The 17,427-nt window shown below is 73.2% G+C and carries 15 protein-coding genes and 1 riboswitch; of the genes, 5 read left to right on the top strand and 10 right to left on the bottom strand.

The genetic code is table 11. From position 1 onward, the window contains the following. Positions 1-169: 169 nt before the first annotated feature. A complete protein-coding gene (pruA, locus tag G7070_RS10475) occupies positions 170-1,801 on the bottom strand; it encodes an L-glutamate gamma-semialdehyde dehydrogenase (protein WP_166233691.1) in 1,632 nt (543 codons plus the stop codon). Between the two features lie 90 nt (positions 1,802-1,891). Between pruA and G7070_RS10470 the strand changes: the two genes are divergently transcribed. Continuing rightward, the gene (locus G7070_RS10470) at positions 1,892-2,551 is read left to right on the top strand and encodes a GntR family transcriptional regulator (protein ID WP_166233690.1); all 660 of its coding nucleotides are present in this window, start codon (positions 1,892-1,894) and stop codon (positions 2,549-2,551) included. A 72-nt stretch (positions 2,552-2,623) separates the two neighbouring features. Here the strand turns inward: G7070_RS10470 and G7070_RS10465 are convergent, their stop codons facing one another. The 9 genes from G7070_RS10465 to G7070_RS10425 all read right to left on the bottom strand — a co-directional run bounded on the left by G7070_RS10465 (position 2,624) and on the right by G7070_RS10425 (position 13,166). After that, on the bottom strand, positions 2,624-3,361 hold the full coding sequence (locus tag G7070_RS10465) for a sulfite exporter TauE/SafE family protein (protein WP_166233689.1): 738 nt from the start codon (positions 3,359-3,361) through the stop codon (positions 2,624-2,626). Beyond that, entirely contained in the window at positions 3,358-4,773 is a 1,416-nt protein-coding gene (locus G7070_RS10460; RefSeq protein ID WP_166233688.1) for a class I adenylate-forming enzyme family protein, read from the bottom strand. Before G7070_RS10460 ends, G7070_RS10465 begins: the two co-directional genes overlap by 4 nt. Further along, positions 4,773-5,189 carry a PaaI family thioesterase gene (locus tag G7070_RS10455; protein ID WP_166233687.1) on the bottom strand — a complete coding sequence of 139 codons (417 nt, stop codon included), beginning with the start codon at positions 5,187-5,189 and terminating at the stop codon, positions 4,773-4,775. Before G7070_RS10455 ends, G7070_RS10460 begins: the two co-directional genes overlap by 1 nt. Beyond that, positions 5,186-6,205 carry a zinc-binding dehydrogenase gene (locus G7070_RS10450; protein WP_166233686.1) on the bottom strand — a complete coding sequence of 340 codons (1,020 nt, stop codon included), beginning with the start codon at positions 6,203-6,205 and terminating at the stop codon, positions 5,186-5,188. Before G7070_RS10450 ends, G7070_RS10455 begins: the two co-directional genes overlap by 4 nt. Positions 6,206-6,304: 99 nt before the next feature. Further along, positions 6,305-7,549 carry a metal-dependent hydrolase family protein gene (locus G7070_RS10445; RefSeq protein ID WP_166233685.1) on the bottom strand — a complete coding sequence of 415 codons (1,245 nt, stop codon included), beginning with the start codon at positions 7,547-7,549 and terminating at the stop codon, positions 6,305-6,307. Between the two features lie 8 nt (positions 7,550-7,557). Continuing rightward, positions 7,558-8,343: a VOC family protein gene (locus tag G7070_RS17835; RefSeq protein WP_206079725.1), complete on the bottom strand. Its 786-nt coding sequence runs from the start codon at positions 8,341-8,343 to the stop codon at positions 7,558-7,560. Between the two features lies 1 nt (position 8,344). Next, on the bottom strand, positions 8,345-10,273 hold the full coding sequence (locus tag G7070_RS10435; RefSeq protein ID WP_166233684.1) for a TRAP transporter permease: 1,929 nt from the start codon (positions 10,271-10,273) through the stop codon (positions 8,345-8,347). Continuing rightward, the gene (locus G7070_RS10430; RefSeq protein WP_166233683.1) at positions 10,273-11,292 is read right to left on the bottom strand and encodes a TAXI family TRAP transporter solute-binding subunit; all 1,020 of its coding nucleotides are present in this window, start codon (positions 11,290-11,292) and stop codon (positions 10,273-10,275) included. The genes G7070_RS10435 and G7070_RS10430 overlap by 1 nt, the downstream gene beginning before the upstream one ends. A 140-nt stretch (positions 11,293-11,432) precedes the next feature. Further along, complete coding sequence (locus G7070_RS10425; RefSeq protein ID WP_166233682.1) at positions 11,433-13,166, bottom strand: thiamine pyrophosphate-binding protein; 1,734 nt, start codon at positions 13,164-13,166, stop codon at positions 11,433-11,435. A 175-nt stretch (positions 13,167-13,341) separates the two neighbouring features. Between G7070_RS10425 and G7070_RS10420 the strand changes: the two genes are divergently transcribed. The 4 genes from G7070_RS10420 (at position 13,342) to nrdE (ending at position 17,390) form a co-directional block, all read left to right on the top strand. Next, positions 13,342-14,172, top strand: coding sequence for an MBL fold metallo-hydrolase (locus G7070_RS10420; protein ID WP_166233681.1), 831 nt, complete (start codon positions 13,342-13,344; stop codon positions 14,170-14,172). Between the two features lie 47 nt (positions 14,173-14,219). Further along, positions 14,220-14,441, top strand: a riboswitch (cobalamin riboswitch). Between the two features lie 147 nt (positions 14,442-14,588). Continuing rightward, entirely contained in the window at positions 14,589-14,828 is a 240-nt protein-coding gene (nrdH, locus tag G7070_RS10415) for a glutaredoxin-like protein NrdH (RefSeq protein WP_166233680.1), read from the top strand. Position 14,829: 1 nt separating this feature from the next. After that, positions 14,830-15,303, top strand: coding sequence for a class Ib ribonucleoside-diphosphate reductase assembly flavoprotein NrdI (gene nrdI, locus G7070_RS10410; RefSeq protein ID WP_246227015.1), 474 nt, complete (start codon positions 14,830-14,832; stop codon positions 15,301-15,303). Continuing rightward, positions 15,231-17,390 (top strand): class 1b ribonucleoside-diphosphate reductase subunit alpha, encoded by a 2,160-nt coding sequence (gene nrdE, locus G7070_RS10405; protein ID WP_166233679.1) that lies wholly within the window; start codon positions 15,231-15,233, stop codon positions 17,388-17,390. The genes nrdI and nrdE overlap by 73 nt, the downstream gene beginning before the upstream one ends. The last annotated feature ends 37 nt before the right edge of the window (positions 17,391-17,427 follow it).

Raw genomic sequence — 17,427 nt, 5'->3', positions numbered from 1 at the left:
CCGATCGCGGATGTTGGTCCTGATCTGCGACGTTAGTGATCGATCACCTTGGGGTCAACGGATTGCCGCGCTTGGCCGCGACAACGCCGTCCGCACCCCGAGCGAGGGCCACCCGGCGGTGCGCGGGTGCCCGCCCTCCCGGTCCGGACGCCCCGCGCGGCGGACCGATTCAGGCCTCCATGTGCGGGTAGCCGGTGCTGGTCGGCGGCACCAGCGCCTCCTTGATGGCGCGCGGGCTGGCCCACCGGATGAGGTTCCACAGCGAGCCGGCCTTGTCGTTGGTGCCGGACGCGCGGGCGCCGCCGAAGGGCTGCTGCCCGACGACCGCGCCGGTCGGCTTGTCGTTGACGTAGAAGTTCCCCGCCGTGAAGCGAAGCCGGCGGGACGCCTCGAGCACCGCCGCCCGGTCGGTCGCGAAGACGGCCCCGGTCAGCGCGTAGGGCGACGCCTCGTCGACGAGGTCGAGCACCGCTTCGAAGTCGGCGTCCTCGTAGACGTGGACGCCGAGGATGGGGCCGAAGAACTCGGTCGTGAACAGGTCGGAGGCGGGGTCGGTCCCCACGACGACCGTGGGACGCACGAACCAGCCGACGCTGTCGTCGTAGGTGCCGCCGGCGACGACGTCCATGCCCGGGTCGGCGTGGCAGGCGTCGATGACGGCGGCCAGCTTGCGGAACGAGCGCTCGTCGATGACCGCCGAGGTGAAGTTCGTCAGGTCGCGCACGTCGCCGACGGCCAGGGCGTCGGTGCGCGCCACGAGGTCGTCGCGGATGTCGTCCCAGACCGAGCGGGCGATGTAGGCCCGCGACGCGGCCGAGCACTTCTGCCCGGAGTACTCGAAGGCCCCGCGCACGAGCGCGGTGACGAGCGCGGCCCGGTCGGCGGTCGGGTGGGCGACCACGAAGTCCTTGCCGCCGGTCTCGCCGACCAGGCGCGGGTAGGAGCGGTAGCCGGCGATGTTGTCGGCGACCTGGCGCCACAGCGACTGGAAGACGGGCGTCGAGCCGGTGAAGTGGATGCCGGCCAGGTCGCGGTGGCCCAGCAGGACGTCGGAGATCTCGCGGCCATGCCCGGGCAGCATGTTGATGACGCCGCCGGGCAGGCCCGCCTGCGCCAGCACGCGGGCGAACACCGACGCCGCGAGGGTCTGCGTGACGGCGGGCTTCCACACCACGGGGTTGCCCAGGAGCGCGGCCGAGGTCGGGAGGTTGCCCGCGATCGCGGTGAAGTTGAACGGCGTGATCGCGTAGACGAAACCCTCCAGGGGGCGGTACTCCATCCGGTTCCACACCCCGGGCGCGCTCTCGGGCTGCTCGGCCATGATCCGCTGCGCGTAGGCAACGTTGAACCGCAGGAAGTCGACGAGCTCGCAGGCGGAGTCGATCTCGGCCTGCTGGGCCGTCTTGCCCTGGCCCAGCATGGTGGCGGCGTTGATCTCGGCGCGGTAGGGCCCGGCGATCAGGTCGGCGGCGCGCAGGAAGACCGCGGCGCGCTCGTCGAAGGGAAGGTCCGCCCACGCGGGCCCGGCGGCCAGCGCGGCGTCGACCGCCGCGCGGGCGTCCTCGGCGCCCGCCGCCCGGATCCAGCCGAGGACGTGACCGTGGTCCGACGGCATCGTCACGTCGATCCGCTCCCCAGACCCTGGGACGAAGCGGCCGCCGATCCAGGCGGGCAGCAGCGCGGGCTCGCGGGTCGCGAGCGCGTCCAGGCTGGCCTCCAGGGCCGCGCGCTCGGGGGAGCCCGGGGCGTAACCCAGGACCGGCTCGTTGACGGGCAGGGGCACGCGGGTCACTCCATCCATGCCGACATCATGACCGGCGGACCCTTTGCATGTAAAGTTGCATACATGATTGCTCCCAGCGGTGCGGCTCCGTGCAATAGGGTCGGCGTCGTGGACGAGTCTGGACCCGAAACCGGCGAGAGCGGCCCCGGCCTGCTCGCCAGCTCCAAGGTGTACGCGGCGCTGAAGAAGGCGATCGTCGCCGGGGAGCTGATGCCCGGGGAGGCGCTGGCCGAGGCCGAGCTCTCCGAGCGGCTCGGCGTCAGCCGGACGCCGGTGCGCGAGGCCGTCCAGCGGCTGGCCCGCGACGGCCTGGTGGTCTCGCAGCGGCGGCGCTGGGTCGTCCGGCGGCACTCGGTGACGGAGATCGAGGACATCTACCAGGTCCGCGCGGCGCTGGAGGCGCACGCCGCCTACCTGGCCGCGGTCCGCGGCACCCCCGAGGAGAAGGCCGCGATCCTGGCGCTGGCCCACCGGTACGAGGAGTCGGACCAGCTCCGCGGCGACGAGCGCGTGCACATCAACGCGTCCTTCCACGGGCGGATCCTCGAGGCGGCCCACTCGCCCCGGCTCGCCGAGGACACCGACCGCAACACGATCCTGGCCTTCAACCGCCAGGTGGAGGCCGGCTACAGCCCCGCCGAGCTGGCCCGCTCGTGGGCCCAGCACGTCCGGATCGCCGAGGCCATCCACGCCGGGGACGCCGAGGCGGCCGCCGTCGCGGCCCGCGACCACGTGCTGATGGCCACCAAGCTGCTGCAGGGGCACTGAGCCGCCGCGGGGCGCCGAGGAGGTGCCGAGCCGCCGCAGCGGCACCGCGCGCCGCGACCGGCGCGCTGAGCGCTACAGCGCCCGCAGGAGCAGGATGACCGCCGCGACCGCGCTCACCGCGGTGATGGCGGTGCGGAACCGGCCGCCCGCGACGTGGCGCCGCAGCCGGAGCGCCACGAGGAACCCGAAGACGGCCGCCGGGGTCCCCAGCGCCCCGATCGCCAGGCTGGAGGGCTCGATGCTGCCCGTCAGCGTCAGGCCGGTCAGCGACAGCACCGCCCCCACGAGGAAGTAGACCGCCATCGTGGCCCGCGCCTGCGCCGGCTCGTCGTTGCGCAGGACGATCGCCAGCGGCGGGCCGCCGATGGCCGAGGTGGTGCCGGTGATGCCGGCCACCGCGCCCGCGCCGGCCAGCGTGCCGCGGTTGCGCGGGACCTCGAGCCGGAACAGCGACAACCCCAGCGCCAGCAGCACTGACGCCGCGACGATGAGCTGGAGTGCCCGCACCGGGATGACCGCGACGAGGGCCACCCCGACCGCGGTCGCGGGCAGCCGCCCGACCATGAGCCAGCCCAGGGCGCGCCAGTCGATCGAGCGCCACTCCCCTCCCAGGGTGAGCAGCGGCAGCGGCATCGACGCGACGATGAGGGCGCCCGGCATGAGCTCGGGCGCGACCCCGGCGACGATGGGCGCCGCCACGATCCCGAGCCCGAAGCCGACGACGCCCTGGACGACGGCGCCGATGAGCACCATCGCCAGGACGACGAGCCAGACGCCGGCGTCCACCCCGAGCCAGGTGGCGCCGATCACAGGCGCACCTCGGGGCGGGCCTCCGCGAGCGCCCGCTGCCGCAGCGCGGCCAGGTCGACCTTGCCCGCGGCACCCACCGGCAGGGCGTCCAGCAGCCACACCTGCCGCGGCAGCGCGACGGGGTCCAGCTGTTGCGACGCCCAGGCCCGCAGTTCCTCCTCGCCCGGGGCCGCGTCGCCCCGCGGGACGACGAAGACCACCGGCTTGTTGGCCTTGGTGGCCGACGGCACGGCGACCGCCTGGGCGTTGAGGACGCCGGGGTGGCTGCGCACGGCCTGCGCCACCTCCTCCAGGGAGATGAGCTGGCCGCCGCAGTCGACCATGTCGTCGGCGCGTCCGAGCCAGGCCCACCGGCCGTCGGGTCCGACCCGGAACCGGTCCCCGGTGTCGACGAAGCCGTCGGCCTCCAGGGGGAACGGCGCCGACGTGCCCAGGTAACCCAGGGCCCGCAGCGGCGAGCGCACCTGCAGGACGCCCTCGCTGCCGCCCTCGACGTCGGCCGCGTCGCGCAGCCGGACCTCGACGCGCGGGTCGGGCCGCCCCAGCGACGTCAACGGCGCGTCGGAGTCGAACTGGAAGACGATGAAGCCCGCCTCGGTCGTGCCGTACCGGTTCGTGACCACCGCCTCGGGGAAGGCCGCCGCGATCAAGCCGGCGAGTTCCTCCGACGGCGCAGCGGAGCCCAGCGACACGTGCTGCACGAGCGGGAACGTGACGCCGGCGCGGCCCTCGGTGAGCAGCTTGGCGAACAGCGCCGGGACGGCGAGCACCTCCTCCACGCGCCCGTGGACGAGCGCGTCCTCGACGCCGCGTCCGGACAGGTCGGCCGGGTAGACGACCGTGCCGCCACCCGCCAGCGTGCGCAGGGAGTTGGTCAGCCCGTTCATGTGGCTGAGCGGCCCGGTGACGAGCCGGGGGCGGCCCACGAACCGGTTCGCGGGCGCCTCGGCGCGGATCCCCCAGGCCAACCCCTCGGCGCCCAGGCAGATGCCCTTGGGCTCCCCCGTCGTGCCCGAGGAGAGCAGCACAACCGCCGTGCCCGCGGGCGGTGGCGGCGCGTCGGCGGCGTGCGGCAGCCGGGTCGGCGCGAAGTCGTGGGCGGCGTCCAGCATCGCGGTGACCCCCAGCCGCTCGGCCAGCGCGCGAACCTTGGGCTCGGGCGTGCTGACGGGCAGGGGGACGACCACCGCGCCGGCGTCCGTCGCCGCCAGGAAGCTCGCCAGCCACGCCGAGGAGTTGTTCCCGCGCAGGAAGACCAGCTGGCCGGGGCGCAGCGTCCGGGCCAGCCCCTCCCGGCGCAGCGCCGCCGCGCGCAGCAGTTCGTCGTAGCTGACGCGGCGCCAGCCGCTCTGGCCCGCCTCCAGGATCGCGGTCGCGCCGCCGCGGCGCCGATCCACCAGCCCGGTGAACATCACGGTTCCTCCGGGGCCGCCGCGGGCACGTACACGCCCTCGCCGAAGCACAGCAGCGTGCCGTCCTCGGCCAGGATGCTCGCCCGGCAGAAGGCGTGACGCCGTCCCAGCCGCAGCACCTCGCCCACGCAGCGCACCGCCCCGGCGGGAACCGGGCGCAGGTAGTTCACGGTCAGGGTCACGGTCGGGCCGGGCGCCATGCCGGCCCCGAACAGTGCCCAGTCGCCGGTCAGGTCGAGCAGGGTCGCCAGGATGCCGCCGTGGACGAACCCCTGCTCGCCGCCGACGATGTACGGCGCGCCGAGCGTGGCCCGCAGTTCCAGGCGGTCCGGCGCGAGGTCGGTCGCGACCAGCCCCATGCTCGCGTAGAACTCCGACGCGGCCAGCCGCCCGTTGATGTGCTCCAGCGTGCTCATGCCGTCGCCCCGCCCGGGAGGATGGCGACCTTGCCGATCGCGGTGCGGTCCTCGAGCATCGCCAGGCCCTCGACCGCGTCGTCGAGCCGAAGGCGCGTCGAGACCAGGGGGCGCAGGCGCCCCGCCTCGGTGAGCCGAATGACCTCCTCGACCTCGGGCCGGGTGAAGCCCGTCGAGCCGACGATCGACAGCTCGAACGTCCACACGAAGCGCAGGTCCTCCTTCGGGTCGAACCCGGCGGTGGCCCCGCAGACGGCCACCCGGCCGCCGCGGCGCAGGCACTTCAGCCCGTCGACCCAGGTGTCGCCGCCGGTGGAGTTCACCACGACGTCCAGGCCGGTGCCCGGGTCGCGGCGCGACGGCTTGCCGTAGTGCTCGAAGACCCACTTGCGGAAGTCGTGCTCGCGGTAGTTCACGACCGCGTCGGCGCCGATGGCCCGCATCACCTCGGCCTTGTCCTCGCTGCCGACGGCCGCGATCACCTCCGCGCCCAGGTCCTTGCAGAGCTGGACGGCCGCCACGCCGACGCCGCCGGCGGCGCCCAACACGAGGACGCGGTCGCCGGGGTTCACCGTCTTCTTGGTGATCAGCATCCGGTAGGCGGTGCCGTACGCGACGCCCAGCGACGCGGCCTCCGCGGCGTCCATCTCCTCGGAGATGGGCAGCACCTGGTCGGCGTGCGCGACGAGGTACTCGGCCATCCCGCCGTCGAGCATCTCGCCCATCAGCCCCTTGGTCGGGTGCAGCGGGAACACGACGCAGCGCGTCCCGACCAGGGCCGGGTCCACGCCCTCGCCGGCGGCGATGACCCGCCCGGCGGCGTCCAGGCCGGGGACGCGCGGGTACCCGATCGTGATGCCCGGCATCCCGCGCACGGTGAACACGTCGTGGTAGTTGAACGTGGACGCCTCCACCTGCACCAGGACCTCCCCGGGCCCGGGGGCCGGACGGTCGATCTCCTGGATCACGCAGGACTCCCGGATGGGCCCCGACTGCTGGATGACGAGCGCTTTCATGGACGAACCTTTCCTGGTGGGAACGCGCGCGGCCCCTGTGCCGCGGCGTGGTCGAGTGAGGGGGCGGGTCGCGGCGCCGGGCGGCGCCGCGGGGTGGGGTCAGGGCGTGGGCCGCAGCGCGCCCCGCTCGGCGACGACGACGCCGCCCTGCCGGACCTGCGTCTGCCGGCGCGGGTCGCCGAGGACGGCCGGGTCGGCGATCGGGGAGGCGTCCCAGGCGATCAGATCGGCCGGGGCGCCCACGTCGAGGCTCCCCTCGCCACCGGAGAATCCGGCGGCGGCCGCAGCGTCGGTCGTGACGGCGCGCAGCACGGCGTCGGGCGCCAGCCCCGCCTCCGCCAGAAGGACGCACTCCTGCAGCGTCCCGCTGCCGTAGGGCACCGAGCCCGCGTCCGAACCGACCGCGATCCGGACGCCGCGGGCCAGCGCGAGCGCCAGGCTGACGCGGTGGTCGTCGGCGACGGCACGCGCCTTGGCCAGCGTCGCGGCGGGGACGGCCGGGTCGCCCGCCTCCCCGCGCCGGATCAGGCTGAGGGGCGCGACGAGCGTGGGCACCAGGAAGGTGCCGCGCGCGACCATGTCCGCGGCCAGGTCGTCGTCGAGGTACATGCCGTGCTCGAGGGTGTGGACGCCGGCGCGGACGCTGAGGCGGGCCCCCTCCAGCGAGGTGGCGTGCGAGGCGACCGCGCGGCCACCCTCGGCCGCGGTGCGCACCGCCGCGTCGAGTTCCTCGGCGTCCAGGCCGGCCGCCTGCGCCGACTCGGTGCTGCTGGTGACGCCGCCGGACGCGTAGACCTTCACGCAGTCCACGCCCAGGCGCATCAGCACGCGGATGAGCTTCTTGACCTCGAGCGGGCCGTCGACGAGCCCCGAGGGCACCTCGGGCTGCTCGGGCATCGCGTCGACGCCGCTGCGCGTCCAGCGGTCGCCGTGGCCGCCGGTGCGTCCCAGCGGCGTCACCGCGACGCGGAGCCGTGGCCCCGGCGCGAGGCCCGCCGCGAGGGCGTCCCGGAAGCCGGTCGGCACCCCGCTGAGGTCGCGCGCGGCTGTGACGCCGTGGCGCAGCAGCTCGCGCCCGTTGGCGACGGCCTGGAACAGTTCCAGGCTGTACGGGGTCGCGAGGCACTGCGCCAGCGAGCGGCCGCCCTGGGAGTTGAGGTGGACGTGGGCGTCCACCAGCCCGGGCGTGACGTAGTGGTCGGTCAGGTCGACCACCTCGCCGCCGGCCAGCGTCCCGGCGGCGCCGCGCTCGACGATCCGACCGTCGCGCACGCGCAGGTCGAGGCCGTCCACCTCCCGGTGGCCGTCGAAGCCCGCACCGATCCGGATCGTCGCGTCGCGCATGTCGCTCCTCACGTCGTCACCCACTCCACACCGCCGCGCGGCGTGAACGTCACGGCACCGGTGCTCGGCCGGCCCAGCAGCCAGGCCACGTCGTCGGGCCCCACGTCGGCCGGGGCCGCGTCCGGACGCCGCAGCGCCGCCCCGACCACGCCCGCGGCCCGGCCGTCCGCGACCGTGATCAGCGTCGGGCCGCCGTCCAGGTCCCAGAACGCGGCGCCGCCCGCCTCGGAGCGCGGCGCGTGCCCGCAGCGTCGCAGGATCTCCGGCAGCCGCCCCTCGGGGCTGTTGACGACGACGGCGACCAGGTCGCCGGCCGTCGCGTCGAGCGACGGGGAGCCGTCGGGCCAGGTGATGAGGAACGGCGCGTCGGTGCCGAACTCCCACTCCTGCCCCATCGCCGACGTCCAGCGCAGCAGGTCCCCGCTCGGCGTCCGGCGGTCGGCGTCCCGCCCGGCGATCGCCCCGATCCCGGGGGCGCCCGCCAGCAGCGACGTGGCGTGCGCCATGTCGTCGGCGTGCAGGACGAAGCCGACCCACGCCTCGGCGCCGGTGACGAGCTCGGCGACGCGCGAGTTCCGCACGGCGCCGGGGCCGGTCTCCTCGGGCCGGGCGTAGGCGATCAGCTCGAGGTACCCGTTGGCGAGTCCGATCAGCGCGTTGGACGTGCCGCGTCCGGGGTGGTCGCCGCCGGGGACGACCCGCAGTCCGGCCGCCTCGAGGCGCGCCGAGGACGCCGCGAGGTCGCGGCAGCCGATGATCGCGTGATCGACCCGGATCCGGGCGGGGGCGCCCATGTCAGAACCCCCGCACCGGCTGGGGAGCCCGCCGGGACGCCACGTAGCGCCAGACCATGAGCGCGGCCACCAGCACCGCGCCCGCCGTGGTCGGGGTGTCGCCGGGCACGATCAGCACCAGCACCGCCCCGATCAGCGCGACGGCCCGCTCCACGATGGTCAGCCGGCCGCGCATCCAGCCCTCGAAGGCCAGCGCGAAGCCGAACACACCCAGCACGCAGATCGCCAGCGTGAGCGCGATCCCCGGGGCGTCGCCCTGCAGCAGGAGTTCGGGGTCCTTCACGAACATGAACGGCAGCACGAAGCCGACGATCCCCAGCCGGACCGATGTGATCGACGTCGCCAGTGGACTGGCCCCCGAGATGCCGGCCGCCGCGAAGCTGCCCAGCGCCACGGGCGGGGTGATGTAGCTGAGCATCGCGTAGTAGAGGCAGAACAGGTGCGCGGCCATCAGGTCGATGCCCGACTTCACCAGCACGGGCGCGACGATCATCGCGGGGATCAGGTAGGCCACCGTCGCGACCCCGCCCATGCCCAGCAGCGTGGCGCCCAGGGCGACGTAGAACAGCAGCAGGTACTCGTTGCCGGCGGCGAGCTTGACCGCCATGTTGGCGAACGTGAGCCCGATGCCGGTCTGCGTGACGACGCCCATGATGACGCCGGCCAGCGCGCAGCCCGCGGTCGCGGAGACCGTCATCTTGCCGGCGTCCACCATGGCGTCGACGTAGACCCGCCAGTTGAGCCGGGTGCCGCGGCGCAGCTGCGCCAGGACGACCAGCGCGCCGATGGCGTACAGGACGCTGCGGGCGGGCGTGGCCCGGTCGATGACCAGGAAGTACACCAGGACGCCGAGCGCGGCGAACAGGTGCCAGCGCCCCTTCAGCCCCGCGCGCCAGTCCGGGATCTCGGACGCCGGCAGCCCGGTCATGCCCTTCGCCTGGGCGTAGTAGTGCACCTGGAGGTACAGGCACAGGTAGTACAGCAGCGCCGGGATGGTCGCGGCCATGACGACGGCACCGTAGCCGCGTCCGGTCATGTCGGCCATCAGGAACGCCGCCGTGCCCATGACGGGCGGCAGGAACGACCCGCCCGTGGACGCGACCGACTCCACGGCGCCGGCGAACCGCGGCGTCATGCCGGTGCGGCGCATCAGCGGGATCGTGATGGACCCCGTCGAGACGACGTTCGCGACCACCGAGCCGGTGATGGTGCCCGTGGCGGCGCTGGAGATCACCGCGACCTTGGCCGGCCCGCCCGAGCTGCGGCCGGCCAGGCCGAGCGCCAGGTCCATGACCAGGTTGCCCAGCCCGCTGACCTTCAGCAGGGATGCGAACAGCAGGAACAGGTACACGAAGCTCGCCATGACGCCCAGCGGGATGCCGAACAGGCCCTCGGAGGTGAGGTACTGGTAGGACACCACGCGCGACAGGTCGAACCGGGCGAGCCGGAACGGGCCCATCAGCCAGAACCCGAAGAACTGGTAGGCGAGGAACAGCGACGCGATGATGCTCAGCGCCGGCCCCATGGCGACCCAGCCCAGCGCGAGCGTGGCGAGGATGCACAGGACGCCCATGGTGAGGTCGAGCGGCGTGCCGCGGCCCATCCGGGACGCGAGGTCGCCGCTGATCGTCACGAGGTAGACGGTGCTGACCACGCCGGCCGTGGCCGCGAGCAGCCGCAGCGGCAGCGGCAGCCGGCCGCGGGCGACGATGAACCCGATGACGAAGACGAACGCCAGGTGGATGGGACGCTGCGACAGCGCCTCCAGTTCGCCGAAGACGGCGGTGGCGAGCTGGAACAGCGCCAGGCCGACGCTGGCGGCGACGACGAGCGCGTTCACCCAGGGCTTGCGCGCGGCGGCGGCCTCCTGCGGGGTCTCCTCGACCAGGTCGGCGCCGCGCACCTCCGCCGGGGACTGGGTGCCCGACATCAGCTGACCGCCCCGATCTCCTTGAGGTAGCGCGCCGCCCCCGGGTGCAGGTCGATCGGGACGTTGCCGGCGGTCTCCTTGGTGGTCTCCTTCGCGGCCGGGACGGCCTCGGCGATCGCGTCGTGCTTCTCCAGCACCAGGCGGGTGATGTCGTAGGCGGCCTGCTCGGGCAGGTCCTCCCGGGCGAACAGGACGCCGAAGCCGAACAGGGCCGGGACGTCGGCGTCCACGCCCTTGTAGGTGCCGGCCGGGATGGTGCCCGCGGTGAAGGCGGGCTGCGCGGCGTTGACCTTGGCCAGGATGTCGGCCGGGATCGGGATGTAGGAGATCTCGGCGGTCGCGGCGAGCTCCTGGATCGACGCGGCCTGCGCGCCGCCGAGCGCCACGATGGCGTCCACGTTGCCGTCGCGCAGCGCGCCGACGCGGGCGCTCAGGTCGAACTGGCGGGTCTGCAGGTCCGCCAGCGGGATGCCCGCGGCGTCCAGGATCGCCTGGAAGTACTCGATGTCGACGCTGCCGCCCGGGCCGGCGCCGAGGCGCTTGCCGCGCAGGCCCTCCAGGGTCGTGATGCCGCTCTTCTTGAGGGTGACGACGTGCAGCGCGAACGGGTAGGTCGCCACCAGCGAGCGCAGGTTGGTGACCGGCGCGCTGAACTGGCCCTTGCCCGCGGCGGCGTCGGCGAGGACGTTCGGGTGGCCGAACGCCATCGTCACGCTGCCCTCCCCGACGGTGCGGATGTTCTCCACGACGCCGGTCGACGGCGTCGGGGTGCAGGCGGCCCCCAGTTCGGTCGTGACCTGCTGGCAGATCGCGGCGCCGTACTGGTACCAGGTGCTGGTGGGGCCCGCCCCGGCGACCGAGATGGCGTCGAGCTGGCCCGGGGCGCCGGGCTCGCCGTCCGCGAGGGCGCTGCAGCCGGCCAGTGCGAGCGCGAGGGCTGTGAACAGGGCGATGATCCACGCGGGTGCGCCGTGGCGCCGGCGGTTCACCTGAGCGGGTGTGGATGCGGTGGTCGTCATCGGAGGATTCCTCTCATCGTCGAGGGTCGGCAAAGCCTGGTCGGCGTCGCGGAAGGGCGCCGGGACCGCCGCGCGGGAACCTCCCCGCGCGCCGGCCATCCGCGGTGGGACAGCGTTTTCCGCCGCCCCACCGGGTGAACCTAGTAGACGGGGCGCTCGGAGTCGCCCGCCAAGGCGGCGTGCCAGGCCGGAACCTGCGGCACGCGGTCGATCATGTGCGGCACCCGGACCGCGATGTACGTCGGGAGCCGGTCGGCGGCGAACGCCTCCACGGCGGCGCGCAGATCCTCGACCGTGGCCGCGTGGACGCCGCGCATCCCGCACGCCCGCGCCAGGGCCGGGCCGTCGATCGGGCCGGGATCGACGCCGAAGTAGCGCTCGCCCTCGTACAGGTGCTGCAGCATCTTGATCCAGCCCAGCGAGCGGTTGTCGAGCTCCACGAACAGGATGGGGAGCGCGTAGCGCACGGCCGTCTCCAGTTCGCCGCACGCCATGGCCAGGCTGCCGTCGGCGGTGAACGCGACGATCGGGTCGCCCGGACGCGCGAAGGAGGCGCCGACGGCGGCCGGGATGGCGTACCCCATCGGCCCGTGCCCGCGCGGGATCAGGACGTCGCGGCCCGCCCGCTCGTTGGGCCAGTAGATCGTGACCGCGGGCGTCGGGGTGCCCGGGTCCGCGACCGCCACGGCCGGGGTGCCGACCAGCGCCTCGGCGACGGCGGTGACCACGTCGGGGGCGTCGATCATGCCGGCGGGCAGACTGCCGGGGCGCGTGCCGGAGTCCTCGTGGCGCCACGCGTCGCGCACCTGGGCCGCGGCGCGGGCCCGCGCCGCGCGGACGTCGGGGGCCGCCTCGGCGACCGCCGCGGCCAGCTGGGCGAGCACGGTCGCCGCGTCGCCGGGCAGGCCGATGGTGTCGGGGTAGTTGCGGTCGACGCGCGCGTCCTCGATCTCGATGGTGGCGGTCGGGATGGCGCGCGGCGGCGTCGTCCAGCCGTTGGTGTCGGTCGCGTTGGCGCGGGTCCCGACGAACAGCGCGAAGTCGGCGTCGGCCAGGTGCGCGTTGACGGCGCTGAGGCCCGAGTTGTTGCCGCAGGTGCCCAGGAGCCACGGGTGCGCGTCCGGCAGGACGCCGACGCCGTGGATGGTGGTGGCGACGGGCGCGGCCGCCCGCTCGGCCAGGTCGGCGAGCGCCTCCCAGCCGCCGGAGGCGTGCACGCCCGAGCCGGCGAAGATCACGGGACGCTGCGCAGCGGCGAGCGCGGCGGCGGCCCGCTCGACGGCGTCCTGCGGGGCGGGCGTCCGCTCCGCCGGGGTGGTGCGGGCGGCCGCGGCGGGCGCGGCGAGGTCGGCGGCGGCCAGGTCGACTGGCTGCTCGTAGACGTCCTCGGGGACGATCAGCACGACGGGGCCGGGGCGGCCCGCGACGGCGACCGCGGCGAGCTCGGCGACGGCGGCGGGGATGTCCGCGGCGGCGTCCACCGAGATGACGCGCTTGCTGACGGCCTTGAACAGGTCGGGCTGGTGGATCTCGGTCAGCGCGCCGGTGCCGCGGCTGGCGCGGTGGATGTCGGAGGTGAGCACGAGCACCGGGATGCCGGACGCGCGCGCCTCCCCCAGGCCGCCGACCGCGAACGTCGCCCCGCCGCCCGAGGAGACCTCGACGACGCCGATGCGTCCGGTGGCGCGGGCGAAGGCGTCCGCCATGAACGCCGCGTGCCGCTCGTCGCGTGCCAGCACGTGCCGGACCCCGGCGGTGTTGGACTCGAGCGCGTCGTAGAACGCGACCCCCGTATCGCCGGGGACCCCGAAGATGGTGGTCAGCCCGGCTGCCCCCAGGGATGCCACCAGCAGCTCCGCGCCCGTCTCGCTCATGTTGTTCTCGTCCTCCAGAGGTGTCACGCCGTTGTTTGCATGCAAGTATGCATACGAGTTGTTCGGCGGTCAATGGTCCGTCTTGCCGGGATCGGCACCGCCCCCGAGGCGGGTCGGCGGGGTTCCGCCTGCGCGGGATCGGGCCTAGCCTCGAGGCACGACCCGAGGAGCGACCATGGCGACCACGTTCGAACCGGACCTCATCAGCTGCGCCACCTGCGGGGTGGAGGCGACGACGCCGCTCCCCGCGGTCTGCCCGATCTGCGCCGACGAGCGGCAGTGGGTGCCCGCGTCCGGGCAGGCGTGGACGACCCAGGCGGATCTCGCGGCGCGCTCGGTCGTGACGGTCGGCCAGGTGGACGAGCGACAGTGGAGCGTGACCGCGTCCGACGTCGGCATCGGTCAAACGATGCAGGTGATCCGGACGGCGGACGGGGTCGTGCTGTGGGACCCGATCGGCCTGGTCGACCGCGGCGCGGTCGGGTTCATCGAAAGCCTGGGCCCGGTGATCGCGGTGGTCGCGAGCCACCCGCACATGTACGGCGCCCAGGTCGCCTGGTCGCGGGCGCTGGACGACGCGCCGGTGCTGATTTCGCGTCCGGACGCGGGCTGGGTGCAGCGGCGCGACGAGCGCCTGGTGGAGATCGAGGGCGCCCACCGCCTGGCCGAGGACGCCGAGATCGTCACGCTCGGCGGCCACTTCGCGGGCAGCCTCGTCCTGCACTGGACGTCCGGCGCGGACGGCCGCGGCGTCCTGCTGGCCGGCGACACGATCATGGCCAACCCCGACCGCAGCAGCGTGAGCTTCATGCGCAGCTACCCCAATCGGATCCCGCTGTCGGGCTCGACGGTCGAGCGGATGCTCGCCACGCTGGGCGAGCGCAGCTACTCCCGGCTCTGGTCCAACTTCGCCAACGCCATCACCGAGGACGCCGACCGGGTGGTCGCGGCGTCCGCTGCCCGCCACATCGGCTGGGTGACGGGCGCCTTCGACGACGCCACCTGAGCCCCCGCCCACTAGATGTGGGGGTTACAGCCGTGTGATTTTCCGTATATAGTGGCGGACGCAGCGGTTCGGCCCACCAGCCAGGTGGGTCGTCGCAAGAGGGAATCCGGTGAGAGTCCGGAACTGCCCCGCAGCGGTGAGTGGGAACGACCGCCGTCAACAGCACTGGGACGCCACGTCCTGGGAAGCGACGGCCAGTAGGACCGACCGGCACGTACAGCCGGTCCCAGCCCACGAGTCCGAAGACCTGCCTCTGCCGCCCGACGCGTCCCCGGACGCCCGGGCGCCCGTTTGCTCGGCCTCGCGGGAGGGCTGCGCCGCGGCGGACCCTCCGGTCCGCGTCGGTCCCACCCCTTTTCGTCGGCTGCGCAGGCACACCCACTTCGCGACGGATCGGACGGAAGGGACTCCCTCACGTGAGCATCACCATCTACAGCAAGCCCGCCTGCGTGCAGTGCACGGCCACCTACCGGGCGCTGGACAAGCTCGGCCTGGCCTACGAGGTCGTCGACCTGGCCGCGGACGAGGCCGCGCTCCTCGAGGTGTTGGCCCTGGGCTACCAGCAGGCGCCGGTCGTGGTCGCCGACGACGAGCACTGGTCCGGGTTCCGTCCGGATCGGATCCAGGCGGCGGCCGCACGCGTCGCCGCGGCCTGACGTGGCGGCCGCCCAGGCCGCTGTCCGGCTGGTGTACTTCTCCTCCACCTCGGAGAACACCCATCGCTTCGTGTCCAAGCTGGGCCTGCCCGCGTCCCGGATCCCGCTGCGCGGCTCGGACGAACCGCTGCGGGCGGCCGCACCCTACGTGCTGGTCGTCCCCACCTACGGCGGCGGCAACCAGGGCGGCGCGGTCCCCAAGCAGGTCATCCGCTTCCTCAACGACGTCGACAACCGCGCCCTGATCAGGGGCGTCATCACCGCCGGCAACACCAACTTCGGCGAGGCCTACTGCCTCGCCGGCACGATCATCGCCGCCAAGTGCGGCGTCCCCCACCTCTACCAGTTCGAACTGATGGGCACGCCCGACGACGTCGAGGCTGTCCGCGAAGGGCTCCACTCATGGCTTCCACCGTTCTCACCGACCCCGGCACCGACCAAGCCGACGTCCACCGCCTCGACCACCACGCGCTGAACGCGCTGCTGAACCTCTACGACGCGGACGGCCGCATCCAGTTCGACGCCGATCGGCTCGCCGCCCGGCAGTACTTCCTGCAGCACGTCAACCAGAACACCGTCTTCTTCCACTCGCTGAAGGAGAAGCTCGACTACCTGGTGGAGGAGGGCTACTACGAGGCCGGCGTCCTGGACGCCTACGGGTTCGACTTCGTGAAGTCGCTGTTCAAGCGGGCCTACGCGGTGAAGTTCCGGTTCCCGACCTTCATGGGCGCGTTCAAGTACTACACCTCCTACACGCTGAAGACCTTCGACGGCAGCCGCTACCTCGAGCGGTTCGAGGACCGCGTCTGCATGGTCGCCCTGACCCTCGCCGCGGGCGACCGCGCGCTGGCCGAGCAGATCACCGACGAGATCATGGCGGGACGCTTCCAGCCGGCGACCCCGACCTTCCTGAACGCCGGCAAGGCGCAGCGCGGCGAACTCGTCTCCTGCTTCCTGCTGCGCGTGGAGGACAACATGGAGTCGATCGCCCGGGCGATCAACTCCTCGCTGCAGCTGTCCAAACGGGGCGGCGGCGTGGCGCTGTCGCTGAGCAACATCCGCGAGTCGGGCGCCCCGATCAAGAAGATCCAGAACCAGTCCTCGGGCGTGATCCCGGTGATGAAGCTGCTGGAGGACTCCTTCTCCTACGCCAACCAGCTCGGCGCGCGCCAGGGCGCGGGCGCGGTGTACCTGCACGCCCACCACCCCGACATCCTGAGCTTCCTGGACACCAAGCGCGAGAACGCCGACGAGAAGATCCGGATCAAGACGCTGTCGCTGGGCGTCGTCATCCCCGACATCACCTTCGAGCTGGCGCGCGCCGGCGAGGACATGTACCTGTTCAGCCCCTACGACATCGAGCGGGTCCACGGCGTCCCGTTCACCGAGATCTCGATCAGCGAGAAGTACCACGAGCTCGTCGACGACGGCCGCATCGGCAAGAAGAAGATCAACGCGCGCAAGTTCTTCCAGACGCTCGCCGAGATCCAGTTCGAGTCGGGCTACCCCTACATCGTCTTCGAGGACACGGTGAACCGCGCCAACCCGATCGACGGGCGCGTGACGATGTCGAACCTGTGCTCGGAGATCCTGCAGGTCTCCACGCCGTCGACCTATCACGACGACCTGTCCTACGACGTCGTCGGCAAGGACATCTCCTGCAACCTCGGCTCGCTCAACATCGCCCGGGCGATGGACTCAGGCGACCTCGGCCGCACCGTGGAGGTGGCCGTCCGCGCCCTGACCGCCGTCTCGGACCAGTCCGACATCGCGTGCGTGCCCAGCATCGAGCGCGGCAACGCCATGAGCCACGCGATCGGACTGGGGCAGATGAACCTGCACGGGTACCTGGCGCGCGAGGCGATCCACTACGGCTCGCCGGAGGGGCTGGACTTCACCAACCTGTACTTCTACACCGTCGCCTTCCACGCGGTGCGGGCGTCCTGCGCGATCGCGCGCGAACGGGGCGAGACGTTCGACGGCTTCGAGCGGTCGACCTACGCGTCCGGGGAGTACTTCCGCCGCTACGTCGGGGGCGACTGGACGCCGGCCACGCCGCGGGTCGCGCAGCTCTTCGCGGACGCCGGCGTGCACCTCCCCACGCCGCACGACTGGGCCGAACTCGCCGCGGACGTCGCCCAGCACGGGCTGTACAACCAGAACCTGCAGGCGATCCCGCCGACCGGGTCGATCAGCTACATCAACCACTCCACGAGCTCGATCCACCCCATCGTGGCGAAGATCGAGATCCGCAAGGAGGGCAAGATCGGGCGCGTCTACTACCCGGCGCCCTACATGACCAACGACAACCTCGAGTACTACGCCGACGCCTACGAGATCGGGCCCGAGAAGATCATCGACACCTACGCGGCGGCCACCCAGCACGTCGACCAGGGCCTGTCGCTGACGCTGTTCTTCCCCGACAACGTGACGACCCGCGACCTCAACCGGGCGCAGATCCACGCGTGGCGCAAGGGCATCAAGACCCTCTACTACATCCGGCTGCGCCAGCTCGCGCTGGCGGGCACCGAGATCGACGGCTGCGTCAGCTGCATGCTGTGACGCCTCCCACCACCACGACGAGCGACGACCAAGGAAC

Source organism: Propioniciclava coleopterorum, from assembly GCF_011393335.1.
GTDB lineage: Bacteria > Actinomycetota > Actinomycetes > Propionibacteriales > Propionibacteriaceae > Propioniciclava > Propioniciclava coleopterorum.
Note: the sequence above shows the minus strand (reverse complement) of the source record. Positions and strands in the feature narration are given on the sequence as shown.